The sequence below is a fragment of the Pseudoalteromonas sp. SWN29 genome, assembly GCF_015864465.1.
Taxonomy (GTDB): Bacteria; Pseudomonadota; Gammaproteobacteria; order Enterobacterales; family Alteromonadaceae; genus Pseudoalteromonas.
On record NZ_JADYXE010000006.1, the window covers coordinates 1 to 13,835 of the forward strand.

Genomic DNA, 13,835 nt, shown 5'->3' on the forward strand with positions numbered 1-13,835 from the left:
CGCGGGATGGAGCAGTCTGGTAGCTCGTCGGGCTCATAACCCGAAGGTCGTCGGTTCAAATCCGGCTCCCGCAACCACTGAAATTAAATATCTAAAACAAAATCGCACTCTTTATCGAGTGATTTTTTGCGTCTGCAGTTTAATGAATTCCTATAATTATAAAACTCACCGTTACTGCGCAAAACACTTTGCACAAGTAAGCAAAGGTCGTCGGTTCGCTTTTTACAAACCCAAGCTCCCGCAACCACTGAAATTAAATATCTAAAAAGCTAAAACAAAATCGCACTCTTTATCGAGTGATTTTTTGCGTCTGCAGTTTAATAAATTCTTATAAATTTAAACCCACTGTTACTGCGTAAAACACTTTGCACAAGTAAGCAAAGGTCGTCGGTTCGCTTTTTACAAACCCAAGCTCCCGCAACCACTGAAATTAAATATCTAAAAAGTTAAAACAAAATCGCACTCTTTATCGAGTGATTTTTTGCGTCTGCAGTTTAATGAATTCCTATAATTATAAAACTCACCGTTACTGCGCAAAACATTTTGCATAAGTAAGCGAAGGTCGTCGGTTCGCTTTTTACAAACTCAGGCACCCGAAACCACTGAAATTAAATATCTAAAAAGTTAAAACAAAATCGCACTCTTTATCGAGTGATTTTTTGCGTCTGGAGTTTGGTAAAATATTTTATATTCTGCTTTATTTAGTGACTTTCCTCTAAGACCCGTAACGTTTAATAAAATACTTATTTTTTAAAAAGAGTATTTTATGTTAAAACGGTTAAAAGATTTTAAGTAACAATACACATGACAGAACTTTATCACTGGTTTGATTTAATAGGCATTGCAGTGTTTGCCGTATCGGGCACTTTACTAGCGTACGAGAAAAAAATGGATGGCTTTGGGGTCGTAGTTTTAGCGACGGTAACGGCTATTGGCGGTGGGACAGTACGAGATCTGATTTTAGATGTTCCTGTGTTTTGGTTGCACGACCAAAGTTATTTTTTTGCCATACTAGCTTCAGTATTTGTTACAACACGCCTTATAAATAAACAAAAGCCGATACCTCATTATATTTTACAAACAGCAGATGCGTTTGGTTTAGCTTTTTTTGCCGTAATGGGGGCGCAAAAAGCGCTACTTGCTGGCATGCCCGATATGACAGCCGTAATTATGGGTGTAATTACTGGCTGTTTTGGTGGGTTAATTCGAGATGTACTTGCACGCGAAATCCCTATGCTATTAAAAGGTGAACTTTACGCTATTACCTGTATAGCGGGTGGCACTGTTTATACGCTTGGCATTGGTTTTTCGTTAGCAACAGAAATGGCAATGATATTAGGTATGTTAATGACCTTATTACTGCGCTTGGCTGCGATAAAATGGCAAATCACATTACACGTTTTTAAATATCCTGACTAAACTGGTGTAATCACACCATTTACTAGGATAAGGAATGTCGTTAGCTCGCATATTTTCTCGTGCTCAAGTGGGTATAAATGCCCCTGAAGTTATTGTAGAAGTTCACCTAGGTAATGGTTTACCCGCTTTTCATATTGTAGGCCTTCCCGAAGCGTCTGTTAAAGAATCAAAAGACAGGGTGCGCAGCGCACTCGAAAACTCACAATTTGGTTTTCCCGATCAACGAATAACTGTAAATTTAGCCCCTGCCGATTTGCCAAAAGATGGCGGACGGTTTGATCTTGCTATTGCGGTGGGTATTTTAGTCGCCTCTGGGCAAATAGTGTGTCCTGATATTCATAAGTACGAGTTTTATGGTGAGCTTGCTCTTAATGGTGAGGTGCGTGGTGTAAACGCTATTTTACCTTCGGTACTTGCTGCAAAAGAGCAAGATCGTTGCTGCTTTTTACCTATTGCAAACGACAGCCTAGCAAGCCTAGTTAATGGCGTTAAACGCAAAGCCGTAAGCTCTATTCAAGAAGTGTGGGGGGATTTACTTAATCAACAACCCTTACCATTAAATATAGAGTATCCCGACTGCACACAAGCCCCTGACTTTTTACTTGATTTAAGCGATGTGAAAGGTCAGCCCGGTGCAAAGCGAGTACTCGAAATTGCTGCAGCTGGCGGACATAATTTACTATTTTTAGGTCCACCAGGTACTGGTAAGTCAATGCTCGCTCAGCGAATGGCAACTATAATGCCTGCTATGTCGGATGATGAAGCTATTTCGACTGCCGCGCTTTACTCCATTATTGGGCAATCCATAGATTTAACTAATTGGCGACAGCGGCCATTTCGTAATCCACATCATACATGCTCAGCAGTCGCTTTGGTGGGTGGCTCTTCAAACCCGAAGCCCGGTGAAATTTCATTGGCGCATAACGGCGTTTTGTTTTTGGACGAATTACCGGAATTTGAGCGTAAGGTGCTTGATTCACTACGTGAGCCAATGGAGACCGGCACGGTTACTATCTCACGTGCAGCAAGGCAAATGGAGTTTCCGGCGCAGTTTCAGCTTATTACAGCATTAAACCCAAGCCCAACGGGGAGTCATACAGATAAGCGGGCAACTCCCGATCAAGTTATGCGCTATTTATCGCGAGTATCTGGGCCTTTTATTGACCGGATTGATTTGCAAATAGAACTACCTAGGTTAACGAGTGTTGAGCTACAAAGTACTCAGCCAGAGGAGAGCAGCGCTGAGGTTAGATCAAGGGTTGAAGCGGCTTATTACTTGCAGCTAAAACGCCAAGGTAAGGTTAATGCGAGGCTTAATAACAAAGAAATGAGTGTGCACTGTGTACTGGCGGCTGCAGAGTTGCAGTTTTTAGCCAGAGCGAGCGAAAAGCTGTCGTTATCGCCACGCTCTTATCATAGGGTGATTAAAGTGGCGCGCACTATTAGTGACTTAAAAGGCGCTGAAAATATTAGTTTAAATGAGCTGAAAGAGGCACTTAACTACCGTGCGTTTGAGCGCCTTATTGCTCAATTAACTAAGTACTAAATAACCCAAGTTTAGGTTAAATAGAGAGCATATAGCCTTTACCGCGTACGGTGACAATGCGTTTTTGATCTTTTTCGTCATTTAATTTTTTACGTAAACGACCAATAAGCACATCAACAGTACGATCGTTTGGGCTCCAATCGGGCTGGCCTATTTCTTCTGATATTTTTTCGCGGGATGTGGCTTTACCGGCATTACTAATTAAGCAAATAAGCACTTTATGTTCGGCTTCAGTTAAGCGTGACTCAACGCCTGCAGCAGTAATTAATGTGCGGTTATCGGGATGAAGCTTAAAGTCAGCATATTCTATAAACTCTTCGCTTTCGTCGTCTTCTAGGTTAACGGCAACACGCTTATAGAGCGCGCGCATGCGAAGCTCTAACTCAAGTAAATCGACAGGCTTACAAATATAGTCATCAGCACCTTGTGCAAGGCCTGCAATACGATCGGCTTGGGAGTCACGACTCGATAATACAATAACGCCAATATCGGTCAGTGTGTTTAATTCTTTTGCGAGCTGAAGCCCGTCGCGCTTTGGCAAAACAATGTCAATTATGGCTAATGATATAGCACCGCGCAGGTTTACTCGCTGCCTAACAATGCTAAGTGCATCAGCGCCAGTTGGGTCTACCTCTATTGTAAATTCGGTATCTGCAAAGTGATTTTGGATGCGTTTAACGAGTAGTTCATCGTCTTCAACCAATAAAACATTAATAGCCATAGTACTTTATTTTGAATGCTTATAGCTCTGTATGGTAGCACCATTAGGTAAATGCTGAGAAGGGGGTTTGCTAGTTTTAGTTAACTTAATATTTCAAAGGCGTACAAGAAGTTATGAGAGGATGAGATTAGCACCTTTAAACTAATTCAAAGGTGCTAAGTAATTAATACTACAATTAATAAATCTGTATTAAGTTGTTATTTAGAAGAAGCAGACCTAGTCATTTTTATACATAGAGTCCCACCATTGTGGTTCGTCTTTTAGTTTTTTATCAAAATACGCGAGCATGGTATTCCACCAGTCAAATCGTTTATCGCGTGCAAATATTTGATGATCGGCACCTTTGTATTCGATTAACTCCACGTCTTTATTAAGCAGTTTAAGCGCGGTGTACATAGTTAAGCTTTCGCCAACAGGTACATTGGTATCGCTATCACCATGAAGAAGTAACATAGGAGTTGTTACTTTGTCGGCATGAAACACAGGGCTGTGCTGGCTGTACAGCTCAGGGTTATTCCACGGAAAGCTATTTTTTGATGCTTCGCCAGAATATAAATAGCCCCACCAACCTTCACCCCAATACGAGGTAATGTTAGAAATACCCGCATGGGCAATTGAGGCACTAAATATATCGGTTTTAGTTGCTAGTAGCATAGTCATAAATCCACCGTACGAAGCCCCTAAATTCCCTACTTTTTTACTATCAACATAGTCGTATTTATTTAAAAAAGCTTGAGTGCCTTCAATTATGTCATCTGCTGTGTAGTCGCCCCAGGCATTAACATGCTGCGCTGAAAACTTTTGTCCAAACCCTGTTGCACCAGTAGGCTGTACTACATAAACAACGTAGCCATTTTCTGCCCATAAATTAAATGGGTAGCGACCAGTAAAACCACGCGTAACTGGTGAAGTACCGCCGTAGTAATACACGAGCGCTGGGTGCTTTTTAGTTTTATCTAAGTTGCTAGGAATGTACACACGACCCGTTATTTCAATACCGTTTTTATTTTTAAAATTAAACTCTTCTAATGTAGGGAGTCGTGTATTTGCATAGCTACTTGGTTTTGAATCCCATATTAAATCTGTTTTATTTTTACTTACGTTAAGGCGCTTTAGTTGTTGTGGTGCTAAAGCGTTAGTGCCACTTAATAAAATTTCGGTATTACGGTCGTGTGAGTAACTAAATTGTTCAACAATATCCAATCCTGTATTTAACTTTTTAAAGCGCTGTTTACTTAAATCAAATAGGTAAAGTGGTTGAGTGTCTTGCTCTGTTACTTTAATGAGCGCATCGCCGTTTTCTAAAACTTGCAGTTGACCAATAGCGGGGTCGAACTGTTTACTGAGTGCTTTAACATTTTTACCACCTTCAGTAAGTAGATAGAGTTGCCCGTCGTAGTTATTAGCAAGCATTGCTTTTGGTAGTACTCTGCCTGCGCCATTTTTAAAGTCAGGGCCTGCAACTACATAAATATCTTTATTTGTGTATTTAGCTTGGTTAAATGTTTTAAATTTACCAAGCGATGAAAGCTTGTTTGATTTTAAATCGAGTTCAACAAGTTCTGTTTCTGGGTGGGTTGATGCCTGCATTGCCATTACTGGGCGGCTCATTAATATTTTGCCACGGTTACTATTTGAATCTTCAAGGCTATAAGAAAGAGGACCTTGGCTGAGTGGTTTTGTTAACCCACTTTTAGTATCAAGCATATAAATTTGGCTGGTGGTACGTGCATATGACCAGCGATCTTGTAGACCTTTATAGTGCTTGGTTAAGCTGTTAGTGCTCTCAGGTGATTTAGACCAGCTAAACAAAAGACTGGTGTCGTTATAAAAGGTAAAGCTATTGGCTCTTTCTAAATCGTTTGCTAATGTTTTTATTGATAAGTTTTTGCGGCTAAGCTGTTTAAGCTCACCATTTAATAAATACACTAAATATTGGTTATCTGGACTCCAAATAATGTTACTTGGTTGGCCCGCTTCAAAGCGATAAAGCGTTTGATTGTCTGAATTTTTAAGTACAGTAACTGTATTTGCTTGGTTTTGTGTTTTATCGCTATAAGTACGAGTAGTAGTAACGTACTGCTTGGCATTAGGTGCGAGTGATAATTGGCTAATTGTAGGGGCATCAAACAATTGCTTTGCAGATAAACGTTTTGTTTGTGAGGCGCTAAGCGTAATTTTATCAACGTCGCTTTTAGGCGTAAAATCAAGCGTTACGTCATGCCAATTAGCTACTTGCTGAGCTACTATTAAAACAGAGTGAGTACTGTTACTTAAAGCCAGTTTATAGCTGTTCTTGTCGCCAGTTTGGAGTTCGCCATTAATAAATAACTGACCTTGTTCAATCCCTTTTAAGGTAAGCGTACCTTGAGTGAAGCGGGTTGTTTCGATATTAAATTTTAGTGCCTGTAACCCACCTAGAGTGAGCGCATTGATTTTATTAAATGGCTGCCAATTTTGTTTTTTCCCAAATACAGAAAAACTATCTGAGTCTGCTTGTAGTTGTGGTAATAGGTTATTAATAATGGCATTGCCATGAGGTGTTTGAAAAGGCTTTAGCTGCATGTCTTCGGCAAGCGGGCCAATAAACTGAATTTTTGATTTATCCAATGGTGCAGCTATTGCAGCAAAGCTTAAGCTGCTAAGCGTCAAAAGAGTCGCTGCGTGTTTAAATAGTTTATTTTGATGACACCAAAGTGCACTAAATTTCATTATTATGCCTATTATTATTGGAAGTTTGGCCAAATATAGCATGTATTGTTACTATGCTCACATATCCAATATAGAGGAGAGAAAGTGACTTTACTGATAGTTTATATGGTAGTGGCGATTGTTATTTCGTTTTTATGTTCTGTGATGGAGGCTGTGTTATTAAGTATCTCGCCTAGTTATGTTGCATCACTTAGAAAAGATCATCCTGAGCTTGCTAAACAGCTCGAAAAACTTAAAAACAATATAGATCAGCCTTTAGCTGCTATTTTAACTTTAAATACAGTTGCTCATACTGCGGGCGCTGCAGGGGTTGGAGCACAGGCGGCTGTTGTATTCTCCGATGCCGCGGTAGGTATTGCATCAGCCATTATGACATTTCTCGTATTAATTCTTTCTGAAATTATACCTAAAACCTTGGGGGCTAATTACTGGCGAGCTTTAACCCCAAGTGTTACTTATGCTTTGCGGTTTTTAGTTATATCGCTAAAGCCTTTTGTATGGTTTGCTCAAAAGCTAACAAATTTAATGGGTCCAAAGCACGATGAGGCTTACTATATTCGCCAAGAAATAGAAGCAATGGCAGATATAGGCACAGAGTCAGGTGCATTACATCAGGATGAGTCTGATATTATTCGTAATCTTTTGCATTTTAGACATGCAAAATTATGCGACTTAATGACGCCCCGAACGGTTATTTTTAAAATCCACAAAGACTTAACGGTTAATCAGTATTTAAACGAGCATGGATCGTCATCGTTTTCTCGTGTGCTGGTTTTTGATAAAGACGCAGATGATATTATAGGTTTTGTGCATAAAAACGATATTATGCTGGCGTTTCATCGATTAGGTACAGATTATAAAATTAGTAAATTGATCAAGCCCATTTATACGGTGCCGGACTCTCAAAATGTATCATCGTTACTGCAAACTCTTTTAACAAAGCGCACGCATATATGCTTAGTTGTTGATGAGTACGGTGACGTACAAGGAATTGTAACACTAGAGGATATGATTGAAGCCTTGATGGGGTTAGAAATTGTTGATGAGCGAGACCAATCAACCAATATGCGTGCAGTAGCTAAACAGCGTTGGCACAAACGTTTAGCGAGTAGTGCGCATATAGTCAGTGAAGAAGATAAACATACTCGGGGTGATAATTAGTTAACCAGCCCCGATTAAATATTAATATCCTTTTAAGCAGGGCTGCCATCAGTTCTGAGCCAATCTTTGGCCCAAGATATAAACTCGCTTTGTGGTTTAGGGCAGCTAAATAAGAAACCTTGTATAGCTAAGTTTCTTTTGTAGTGTCTTAAATAAGCAAGCTCTTCTGGGCGTTCAACGCCTTCTGCAACTAAATCTAAATGGTCTTTACTTGTAATATTAAATAATGAACTTACCACTACTTGAGAAAATAAATCTGTTTCTATATGGCTGATAAGTGAGCGGTCTATTTTAACTTTAGTAAATGGAAGATTGCGAAGTTGATTTATATTAGTAAAACCAACCCCAAAGTCATCTAGCGATACACCAAAGCCGTGCATTCTTAATCTATTTAGCGTTTCTAATTGCGTGAGGCTAGAAAGTGCATGCTGCTCTGTTATTTCTATAATTATATTGCTAGGGGTAAGCTGATTTAGCTCTAAAATGAGTAGTAATTTATTCGGGCAGTTTAAGTCATCAAGTTGGGTTGGTGATAGATTAAATGCCATTTTAAAGTTGTGGCCCAACTGAGCTTTTATATTTATAAATTCGCTGGTGGCTTTTTCAAAAAGGGAAAATGTAATTTGATTAATTAAATGATGTTGCTCGGCAACGCTAATAAAGCGATTAGGCAAAATAATACTGCCATCTTTACTTGATAAAATACGTGCTAAGACTTCAACGCTTTCAATTATATTACTGTTAGCATTTACTTTTGGTTGATAAAAAGGCGTTATTTCATCATTATTTAATGCTTCAATAAGCTCACCCTCTGAAATGGATGGCTCTTTTAATAGAGTATGGCTATTTAATTGCGCTACTTTAATGAGTAATTTACTTACCTGAGATAGCTGTACTGGTTTTGTAATATTGCCTATAAGATGAGCATTGTGTTGCTTGGCCAGGCTGGCGGCTAAGCTAATAACTTTTTGGTCCATTTCGGAAACAATAATAATACCGCCTTGGTAATTCAATTCTCCTAAGTGGCGGATTAATTCCATGCCATCCATTTCAGGCATATTGAGATCGGTAAAAATAGCATCAAAGTAGTTGATATCTTTTTTTACTTTATCAAGCGCTTCTTTTGCACTTAAGCACGTAGTTATAGTGTCAGACATACCTAATTCGTTAAGTATAGCTTTCATAACGATCAAAATAGCTTTTGAGTCGTCAACAACTAAAATATTAGGCACTATTTTCTTCACAGTTATCTCTTTCACTGCGAATTTATCATTACTGTAAAAGTAGTAGTGGGATTCAATTTTGTCAGTACTTTTAATTTATATTTTTTTAAGTTTGAAATAGATTTTTATTGTGTTGCTCGTGTTTTATAAGTGAGCAGGTATACTAGCGCCATTGTTTTAAACGGTCTTAATTATGATAAGAATAGATCTTACCCTAGCCGAGCAACCATTTTCGCTTATGGTGTCTGGGCAAAAAATTGTGCAAGTGTTTCATGGACAACAAGCCATTACCTTTGATAACCCTCGTGAAAACTATTATCAGTTTACTCACGACAACAAAGTAATTGGTATTGATACTGGAGCGGTGGAAGAGCAAAGTATTTCGCTTTTTGTAGATGAGCAATTTGCAACACAGCTTGCGCTACCAGCACCTACAAATGGGTCACCTAAAAAAGGCTTTTTAGGTCTGGCTGCATTAGGCTTTAAGCTTTTTAAAAGTGCTAAGGTCATTAAAGTAGTGCTTGCAGGGGCTTCTGTTGCAGGCTATGCGTGGTTATTTAGTCTTGAATTTGCACTAATGCTAATTGGTTGCTTAGTCGTACATGAGTACGGCCATGTGCGAGCAATGAAATACTTTGGCATAAAAACCAAAGGTATTTACTTAATCCCATTTGTAGGTGGGCTAGCTGTAAGTGACGATAAAATAACGACTCGCTGGCAAGATGTCGTTATATCATTAATGGGACCCGCGTTTGGTTTAATAACCTCGGTGTTGGGTGTCGTTTTGTATTACGCCACTGAAATGGAAATATTTGCAGGTGTTGCAGTTCTTAGTGCGTTATTAAATTTATTTAACTTGTTACCTATTTTACCGCTTGATGGCGGGCATGTATTAAAAAGTATTAGCTTTTCAATGCGTTCATGGATTGGCTTAAGCGTATGTTTGTTAGGCGTGCTATTTGGCTTATGGCTTAGCTATACGTTTGGTTTAATGTTGCTGGTATTCTTTTTGTTTGTAGGTGCGCTGGAAATTGTATTTGAATGGCGAGGCCGTCATTACTCACATTTAATGCCGCTAGATAAATATGGCCAAGGCTTTTCAGCGGTTATGTATGCCGTTGTAGTCGCTGGGCATGTAGCTGTAATGATGCACTTTGCCGATTCAGAAAATCCAATTTTAAGTCTTCCGATGACAATTTTATCGAGCTAGGTTTTATCTCCCAGGTAAGAGAGAGCTGTAATATTTATTACAGCTCCTTCAAAATTAATAAAAGCTCAATACCAGCGATATAAATACCCCATAATATATTTTGCTTTTAAGCCTGTTATAGCCAATACGGGCAGCGCCCAAAAAGGTTGAATTAAATTAGTCCACGCATCACCCCATGCAACGGCCATTGCAAAGCCAGCAAATAAAGTGTGCTCTGTACTAATAATACCAATACTGGCCTCTGAAAAGTGCTATTCGGTTGCGATAGTTAAAGGAATCGAACCTGCTAATCCGCCATGCCATACAACAAAACCTGAGTAAGCGCTGGCTACTAATAATCGATAATCAACACGCGTATGTTTAGCAATTGCTTTGGTAAATAGGGCACCAATAACTAAACCACATCCCCAATTTAACCAACTCGCTAAAAGCGAAATAAGTGTTACCAATATAATTGCTTTAGGTGCTGTATTTGCGAATGTAGCTAATTTTTCTAATAACTTACTTATAGATGGCGTATTTGCCAACATATAGCCTGTCATTAACACTAGTAGCATTTGCATGGCAAAGCTTAATAAGTTCCAAAACCCACCACCCCATGCTTGGAGTACTTCAATGCTGGTTGCGGTTGTAAATAAGCTTGCACTGATAAGAGTAATTATTGTAAGTAAAATCACAAATATAAAGGGATCGGGAAGGTAGCGCTCTACAAGTTTGGTAAAAGGCGTGGCTATTTTATTAAGCATAAATACAACTGTTTTGGTTATTATTTTAACGCTAATTAATCATGAAAAATCACCATTGGCAAACAGCATTTAGTCTAATATTTGCGGTTAAAAGCTTAAACATTGCTTAAAAGCATCGCTTACAGTAACGTACTGTTTATAGATAACTTAATAACAAAGATTTTGTATTATGCCGGTGATATTTAAAAGGCTAGCGTTACTTCTTCGTGCTCATATAGATCAATTGAGTTGGCAAGCAGTGGCATTAGCTATTTTGACTCATATGCTATTAACATGGGGATTATTGTTTATAGCAAACGAGGAAGCGTTAACTTCGCTTACTACCTTTTTTTACTATTACACAGTAACAACATCAACAGTGGGATATGGTGATTTTAGTCCAACTACTGATCTGGGTCGTTGGGTGGTTGCATTAATACAAATTCCTTTTGGTTTAGCTTTATTTGGTGTTTTGCTAGGAAAAGCAGGACAAACTGTTACTTACTTAATTAGGCGCGCTATGACTGGTGATAAAAACTTTGCCCACAGTAACAACCATATTATTATTTTTGGTTGGCATGATACTCGTACAAAAAAGATGATTGATTATATTTTGGCAGATACGAAACGAACCGAACGTCGTATTTTACTCGCGGTAACAGAGCAAATGGATCATCCTTTTTTAGCTAACGAAAGCGTCGATTTTGCACGTTTAACTAGTTTTACAAACTTAGGAGAGTTAGAGCGTGTCGCTATTCGCCGTGCCGATAAAGTGATTATTGATGGGCAAGATGATGACCAAACATTTACCACAGCACTGCGTATTAGTCGCTTAGTAAAAGACGATTGCCATATAAGCGCTCACTTTTTAGATGAAACTAAAGTAGATATGCTACTAGAGCATTGTCAAAATGTAGAATGCAGCAGTGCTAAATCAGCAGAAATACTAGTACGCTCTATGCAAGATCCAGGCTCTAGCCGTGTGCAAGAAGAGCTACTTTCTACGCTGCGTGGTGATACACAATTTAGCTTAGCAATACCAAAAGACAGTAAAGAAATGGAGTTTGGTACTTTGTTTCATCACTTTAAACTTGAGCATGATGCAATACTGTTAGGCGTAGCTCATAATCTAAGTGCTCAAAATATGGATTTAAATCCGCCATTAGATTACAAAGTAAGTGAAGGCGATATTTTGCATTATATATCGGTAGAACGAGTATTAAGCAGTGAAGTAGATTGGTCGAGTTTAGAAAAATAATGAATGAAGTTGTATTTTTAATTGTTGTTTTAAGTGCTTACATATTACCTGTCGTTATTGTACTTAATAGTAAGCGCACAAAGGGCCATGAAAAGAACGGCTGGCTAATGGGAATAATTATATTTTCGTGGTTAGGATTAATGATGTACTTTGCCATTGTGCCCAAGCATGGGCACAAAAAGAAAAAGGCAAAATAGAGTCGTTAGTTTTTATAGCCGCTTTCGCTGGAGTACTACTCTTCTAGCTGTTTAAGTTTATGCTCAATTAGAGGGTCGTCAGGTAGCAGCTGCTGGGCGACTTCTAATAGCTGAATAGCATCATTAGGGTGTTCATCTTGGTGCTTGAGCGCCACATCAATCAAGGGCTGAATATCAATTTTTGCTTGGTGCTCTTGTACATACACTTCTTTTTCATCAGCTAAAATTTTATGTGCTGTACTCAATAATGCTAAACGATGGGGTGAGTCTGCATTAGCTGTATTGAGACTTTGATAATAGTCTTCTTTTAAGCGCAACGTTTTTGTTTGCAAACGAAACTGTGCAATATCGATTTGCTGATGTTGAATGAAATCAACGGCTACTTGCTTATAAAATCCAAACTTATTTAAATATGTGGCGTGTGTGCCATGGCCCATACCAAATACACGCAAGTGAGTTAATTGCTTATAGCGCTTAGCGTGCATGCGGTCTATGCGATTAGTCGGATCGTAAATAATATAGCCTTGGGCATCACCTAAATCTAGATCGTGATAATCCTGTTGCCAGTCAAACTGCTGAGCTATATCGGTACTAGAGCGGTCATCCCATGGTACTAACTCTTTATTTTTAGTACTTACCGGATGAAAGAATAGCACTTGGTTTAGCTTTAATAATTTAGCAAAAGCACCAACAGCAAATCCGCCACGGCTTAGACCGTAACCTAACCGACAATTAAACGGCGTAAGTAATGTTGATAATTGCTCGAGAAAGAATATTAAATTTCGATTACGAAACCAATTACTTTTACCCAAGTGCTGAAAAGCGATGATGTTTACGTTTTGTTTTTGAGCTAGATGATAACCCCAAGGTGCAAAATCAGGATTGAGATCTTGTTCTTGCACATTAGTACCAGCAGGAGAAAAAGTAAAAAGCAGGGGCTTATTAACGTCAACAAATTCATACTTAACAAATACATCGCCGAGTAAGTCACTACCCGACATAGGCAGTTGGGTTTGTTGTTCATCTCGCGGGAGAGTTAACCATTCATCTAACCAATACAGTAATTTCATTAATCCTCCAGCTATAAGTCGGCGCGGATCATATCAAACTCAGTGAAATTAGGTCAAACAGAAGGAAATAGTTGCTACTGCGCCATTTTAATTATTTCATCCCAATCATTTTTAGTGACGGGCATAATTGATAATCGCCCACCTTTTTTAAGTGCGATTTCAGTAATATTATTATTCGCTTTAATATCCTTAAGGCTAACCAGTTTGTTTAAGTGGCTTTGATAAGTAACTTCAACAACAACCCAGCGTGGTTTGTCGCTGGTGGCCTTTGCATCGTAATAGTCGCTACTTAAATCAAATTGAGTGGGGTCTGGGTAGGCTTCTTTTGTAACCTCGGCAATACCCGCTACACCTACGTGTTTACAGCTTGAATGGTAAATCATCACTGAATCACCGACCTTAACGCCATCACGCATGAAGTTTCGCGCTTGGTAATTACGCACGCCTTCCCAAAGAGTCGTTTGTTTTGGTGCGTTTTTTAAATCATCTAATGAAAACGCATCGGGTTCAGTTTTAAAAAGCCAGTAAGCCATAACAGTACTCCTAACAAAGATTTACATAGTTGTAGTCTATAGTATCATTAACTTATCTGG

At 38.9% G+C, this 13,835-nt stretch carries 11 protein-coding genes, 1 tRNA gene and 1 pseudogene; 7 read left to right on the top strand and 6 right to left on the bottom strand.

Annotation, left to right across the window (positions count from 1 at the left end):
- From I6F53_RS03285 to I6F53_RS03295, 3 genes are all read left to right on the top strand, one after another.
- Nucleotides 1-77 (top strand) — tRNA-Met (locus I6F53_RS03285).
- A gap of 727 nt (nt 78-804) precedes the next feature.
- Entirely contained in the window at nt 805-1,419 is a 615-nt protein-coding gene (locus I6F53_RS03290; protein ID WP_197238472.1) for a trimeric intracellular cation channel family protein, read from the top strand.
- A gap of 34 nt (nt 1,420-1,453) precedes the next feature.
- Nucleotides 1,454-2,965: a YifB family Mg chelatase-like AAA ATPase gene (locus tag I6F53_RS03295; RefSeq protein WP_197238473.1), complete on the top strand. Its 1,512-nt coding sequence runs from the start codon at nt 1,454-1,456 to the stop codon at nt 2,963-2,965.
- A 16-nt stretch (nt 2,966-2,981) separates the two neighbouring features.
- On the opposite strand, the gene I6F53_RS03300 is transcribed toward I6F53_RS03295, so the two are convergent.
- Nucleotides 2,982-3,686, bottom strand: a complete 705-nt coding sequence (locus I6F53_RS03300; RefSeq protein ID WP_024600237.1) for a response regulator transcription factor — start codon at nt 3,684-3,686, stop codon at nt 2,982-2,984.
- Between the two features lie 216 nt (nt 3,687-3,902).
- On the bottom strand, nt 3,903-6,398 hold the full coding sequence (locus I6F53_RS03305; RefSeq protein ID WP_197238475.1) for an alpha/beta hydrolase family protein: 2,496 nt from the start codon (nt 6,396-6,398) through the stop codon (nt 3,903-3,905).
- Nucleotides 6,399-6,482: 84 nt separating this feature from the next.
- Here I6F53_RS03305 and I6F53_RS03310 point away from each other — a divergent pair, with 84 nt between their 5' ends.
- A complete protein-coding gene (locus I6F53_RS03310; protein WP_197238476.1) occupies nt 6,483-7,559 on the top strand; it encodes a hemolysin family protein in 1,077 nt (358 codons plus the stop codon).
- Between the two features lie 32 nt (nt 7,560-7,591).
- Here I6F53_RS03310 and I6F53_RS03315 read toward each other — a convergent pair whose 3' ends face one another.
- Complete coding sequence (locus I6F53_RS03315) at nt 7,592-8,803, bottom strand: EAL domain-containing response regulator (protein ID WP_197238477.1); 1,212 nt, start codon at nt 8,801-8,803, stop codon at nt 7,592-7,594.
- A gap of 172 nt (nt 8,804-8,975) precedes the next feature.
- On the opposite strand from I6F53_RS03315, the gene I6F53_RS03320 reads away from it, so the two are divergent.
- Nucleotides 8,976-9,992 carry a site-2 protease family protein gene (locus I6F53_RS03320; protein ID WP_197238479.1) on the top strand — a complete coding sequence of 339 codons (1,017 nt, stop codon included), beginning with the start codon at nt 8,976-8,978 and terminating at the stop codon, nt 9,990-9,992.
- A gap of 65 nt (nt 9,993-10,057) precedes the next feature.
- Here the strand turns inward: I6F53_RS03320 and I6F53_RS03325 are convergent.
- Nucleotides 10,058-10,738, bottom strand: a pseudogene (locus I6F53_RS03325) (TIGR00366 family protein).
- Between the two features lie 169 nt (nt 10,739-10,907).
- On the opposite strand from I6F53_RS03325, the gene I6F53_RS03330 reads away from it, so the two are divergent.
- Nucleotides 10,908-11,975: a potassium channel family protein gene (locus I6F53_RS03330; RefSeq protein WP_197238480.1), complete on the top strand. Its 1,068-nt coding sequence runs from the start codon at nt 10,908-10,910 to the stop codon at nt 11,973-11,975.
- A complete protein-coding gene (locus I6F53_RS03335; protein ID WP_197238481.1) occupies nt 11,975-12,172 on the top strand; it encodes a PLDc N-terminal domain-containing protein in 198 nt (65 codons plus the stop codon). Before I6F53_RS03330 ends, I6F53_RS03335 begins: the two co-directional genes overlap by 1 nt.
- 35 nt (nt 12,173-12,207) lie before the next feature.
- On the opposite strand, the gene I6F53_RS03340 is transcribed toward I6F53_RS03335, so the two are convergent.
- Both I6F53_RS03340 and I6F53_RS03345 read right to left on the bottom strand, forming a co-directional pair.
- The gene (locus I6F53_RS03340) at nt 12,208-13,242 is read right to left on the bottom strand and encodes a cytosolic protein (RefSeq protein WP_197238483.1); all 1,035 of its coding nucleotides are present in this window, start codon (nt 13,240-13,242) and stop codon (nt 12,208-12,210) included.
- A 74-nt stretch (nt 13,243-13,316) separates the two neighbouring features.
- Nucleotides 13,317-13,775 (bottom strand): EVE domain-containing protein, encoded by a 459-nt coding sequence (locus I6F53_RS03345; protein ID WP_197238484.1) that lies wholly within the window; start codon nt 13,773-13,775, stop codon nt 13,317-13,319.
- Nucleotides 13,776-13,835: the final 60 nt, after the last annotated feature.

What these genes read in the sequence shown, in the direction of transcription:
- I6F53_RS03335 (WP_197238481.1), top strand. Translation starts at nt 11,975, where the DNA reads ATGAATGAAGTTGTATTTTTAATTGTTGTTTTAAGTGCTTACATATTA.
- I6F53_RS03295 (WP_197238473.1), top strand. Translation starts at nt 1,454, where the DNA reads ATGTCGTTAGCTCGCATATTTTCTCGTGCTCAAGTGGGTATAAATGCC.
- I6F53_RS03320 (WP_197238479.1), top strand. Translation starts at nt 8,976, where the DNA reads ATGATAAGAATAGATCTTACCCTAGCCGAGCAACCATTTTCGCTTATG.
- I6F53_RS03300 (WP_024600237.1), bottom strand. Translation starts at nt 3,686, where the DNA reads ATGGCTATTAATGTTTTATTGGTTGAAGACGATGAACTACTCGTTAAA.
- I6F53_RS03290 (WP_197238472.1), top strand. Translation starts at nt 805, where the DNA reads ATGACAGAACTTTATCACTGGTTTGATTTAATAGGCATTGCAGTGTTT.
- I6F53_RS03345 (WP_197238484.1), bottom strand. Translation starts at nt 13,775, where the DNA reads ATGGCTTACTGGCTTTTTAAAACTGAACCCGATGCGTTTTCATTAGAT.
- I6F53_RS03330 (WP_197238480.1), top strand. Translation starts at nt 10,908, where the DNA reads ATGCCGGTGATATTTAAAAGGCTAGCGTTACTTCTTCGTGCTCATATA.
- I6F53_RS03340 (WP_197238483.1), bottom strand. Translation starts at nt 13,242, where the DNA reads ATGAAATTACTGTATTGGTTAGATGAATGGTTAACTCTCCCGCGAGAT.
- I6F53_RS03305 (WP_197238475.1), bottom strand. Translation starts at nt 6,398, where the DNA reads ATGAAATTTAGTGCACTTTGGTGTCATCAAAATAAACTATTTAAACAC.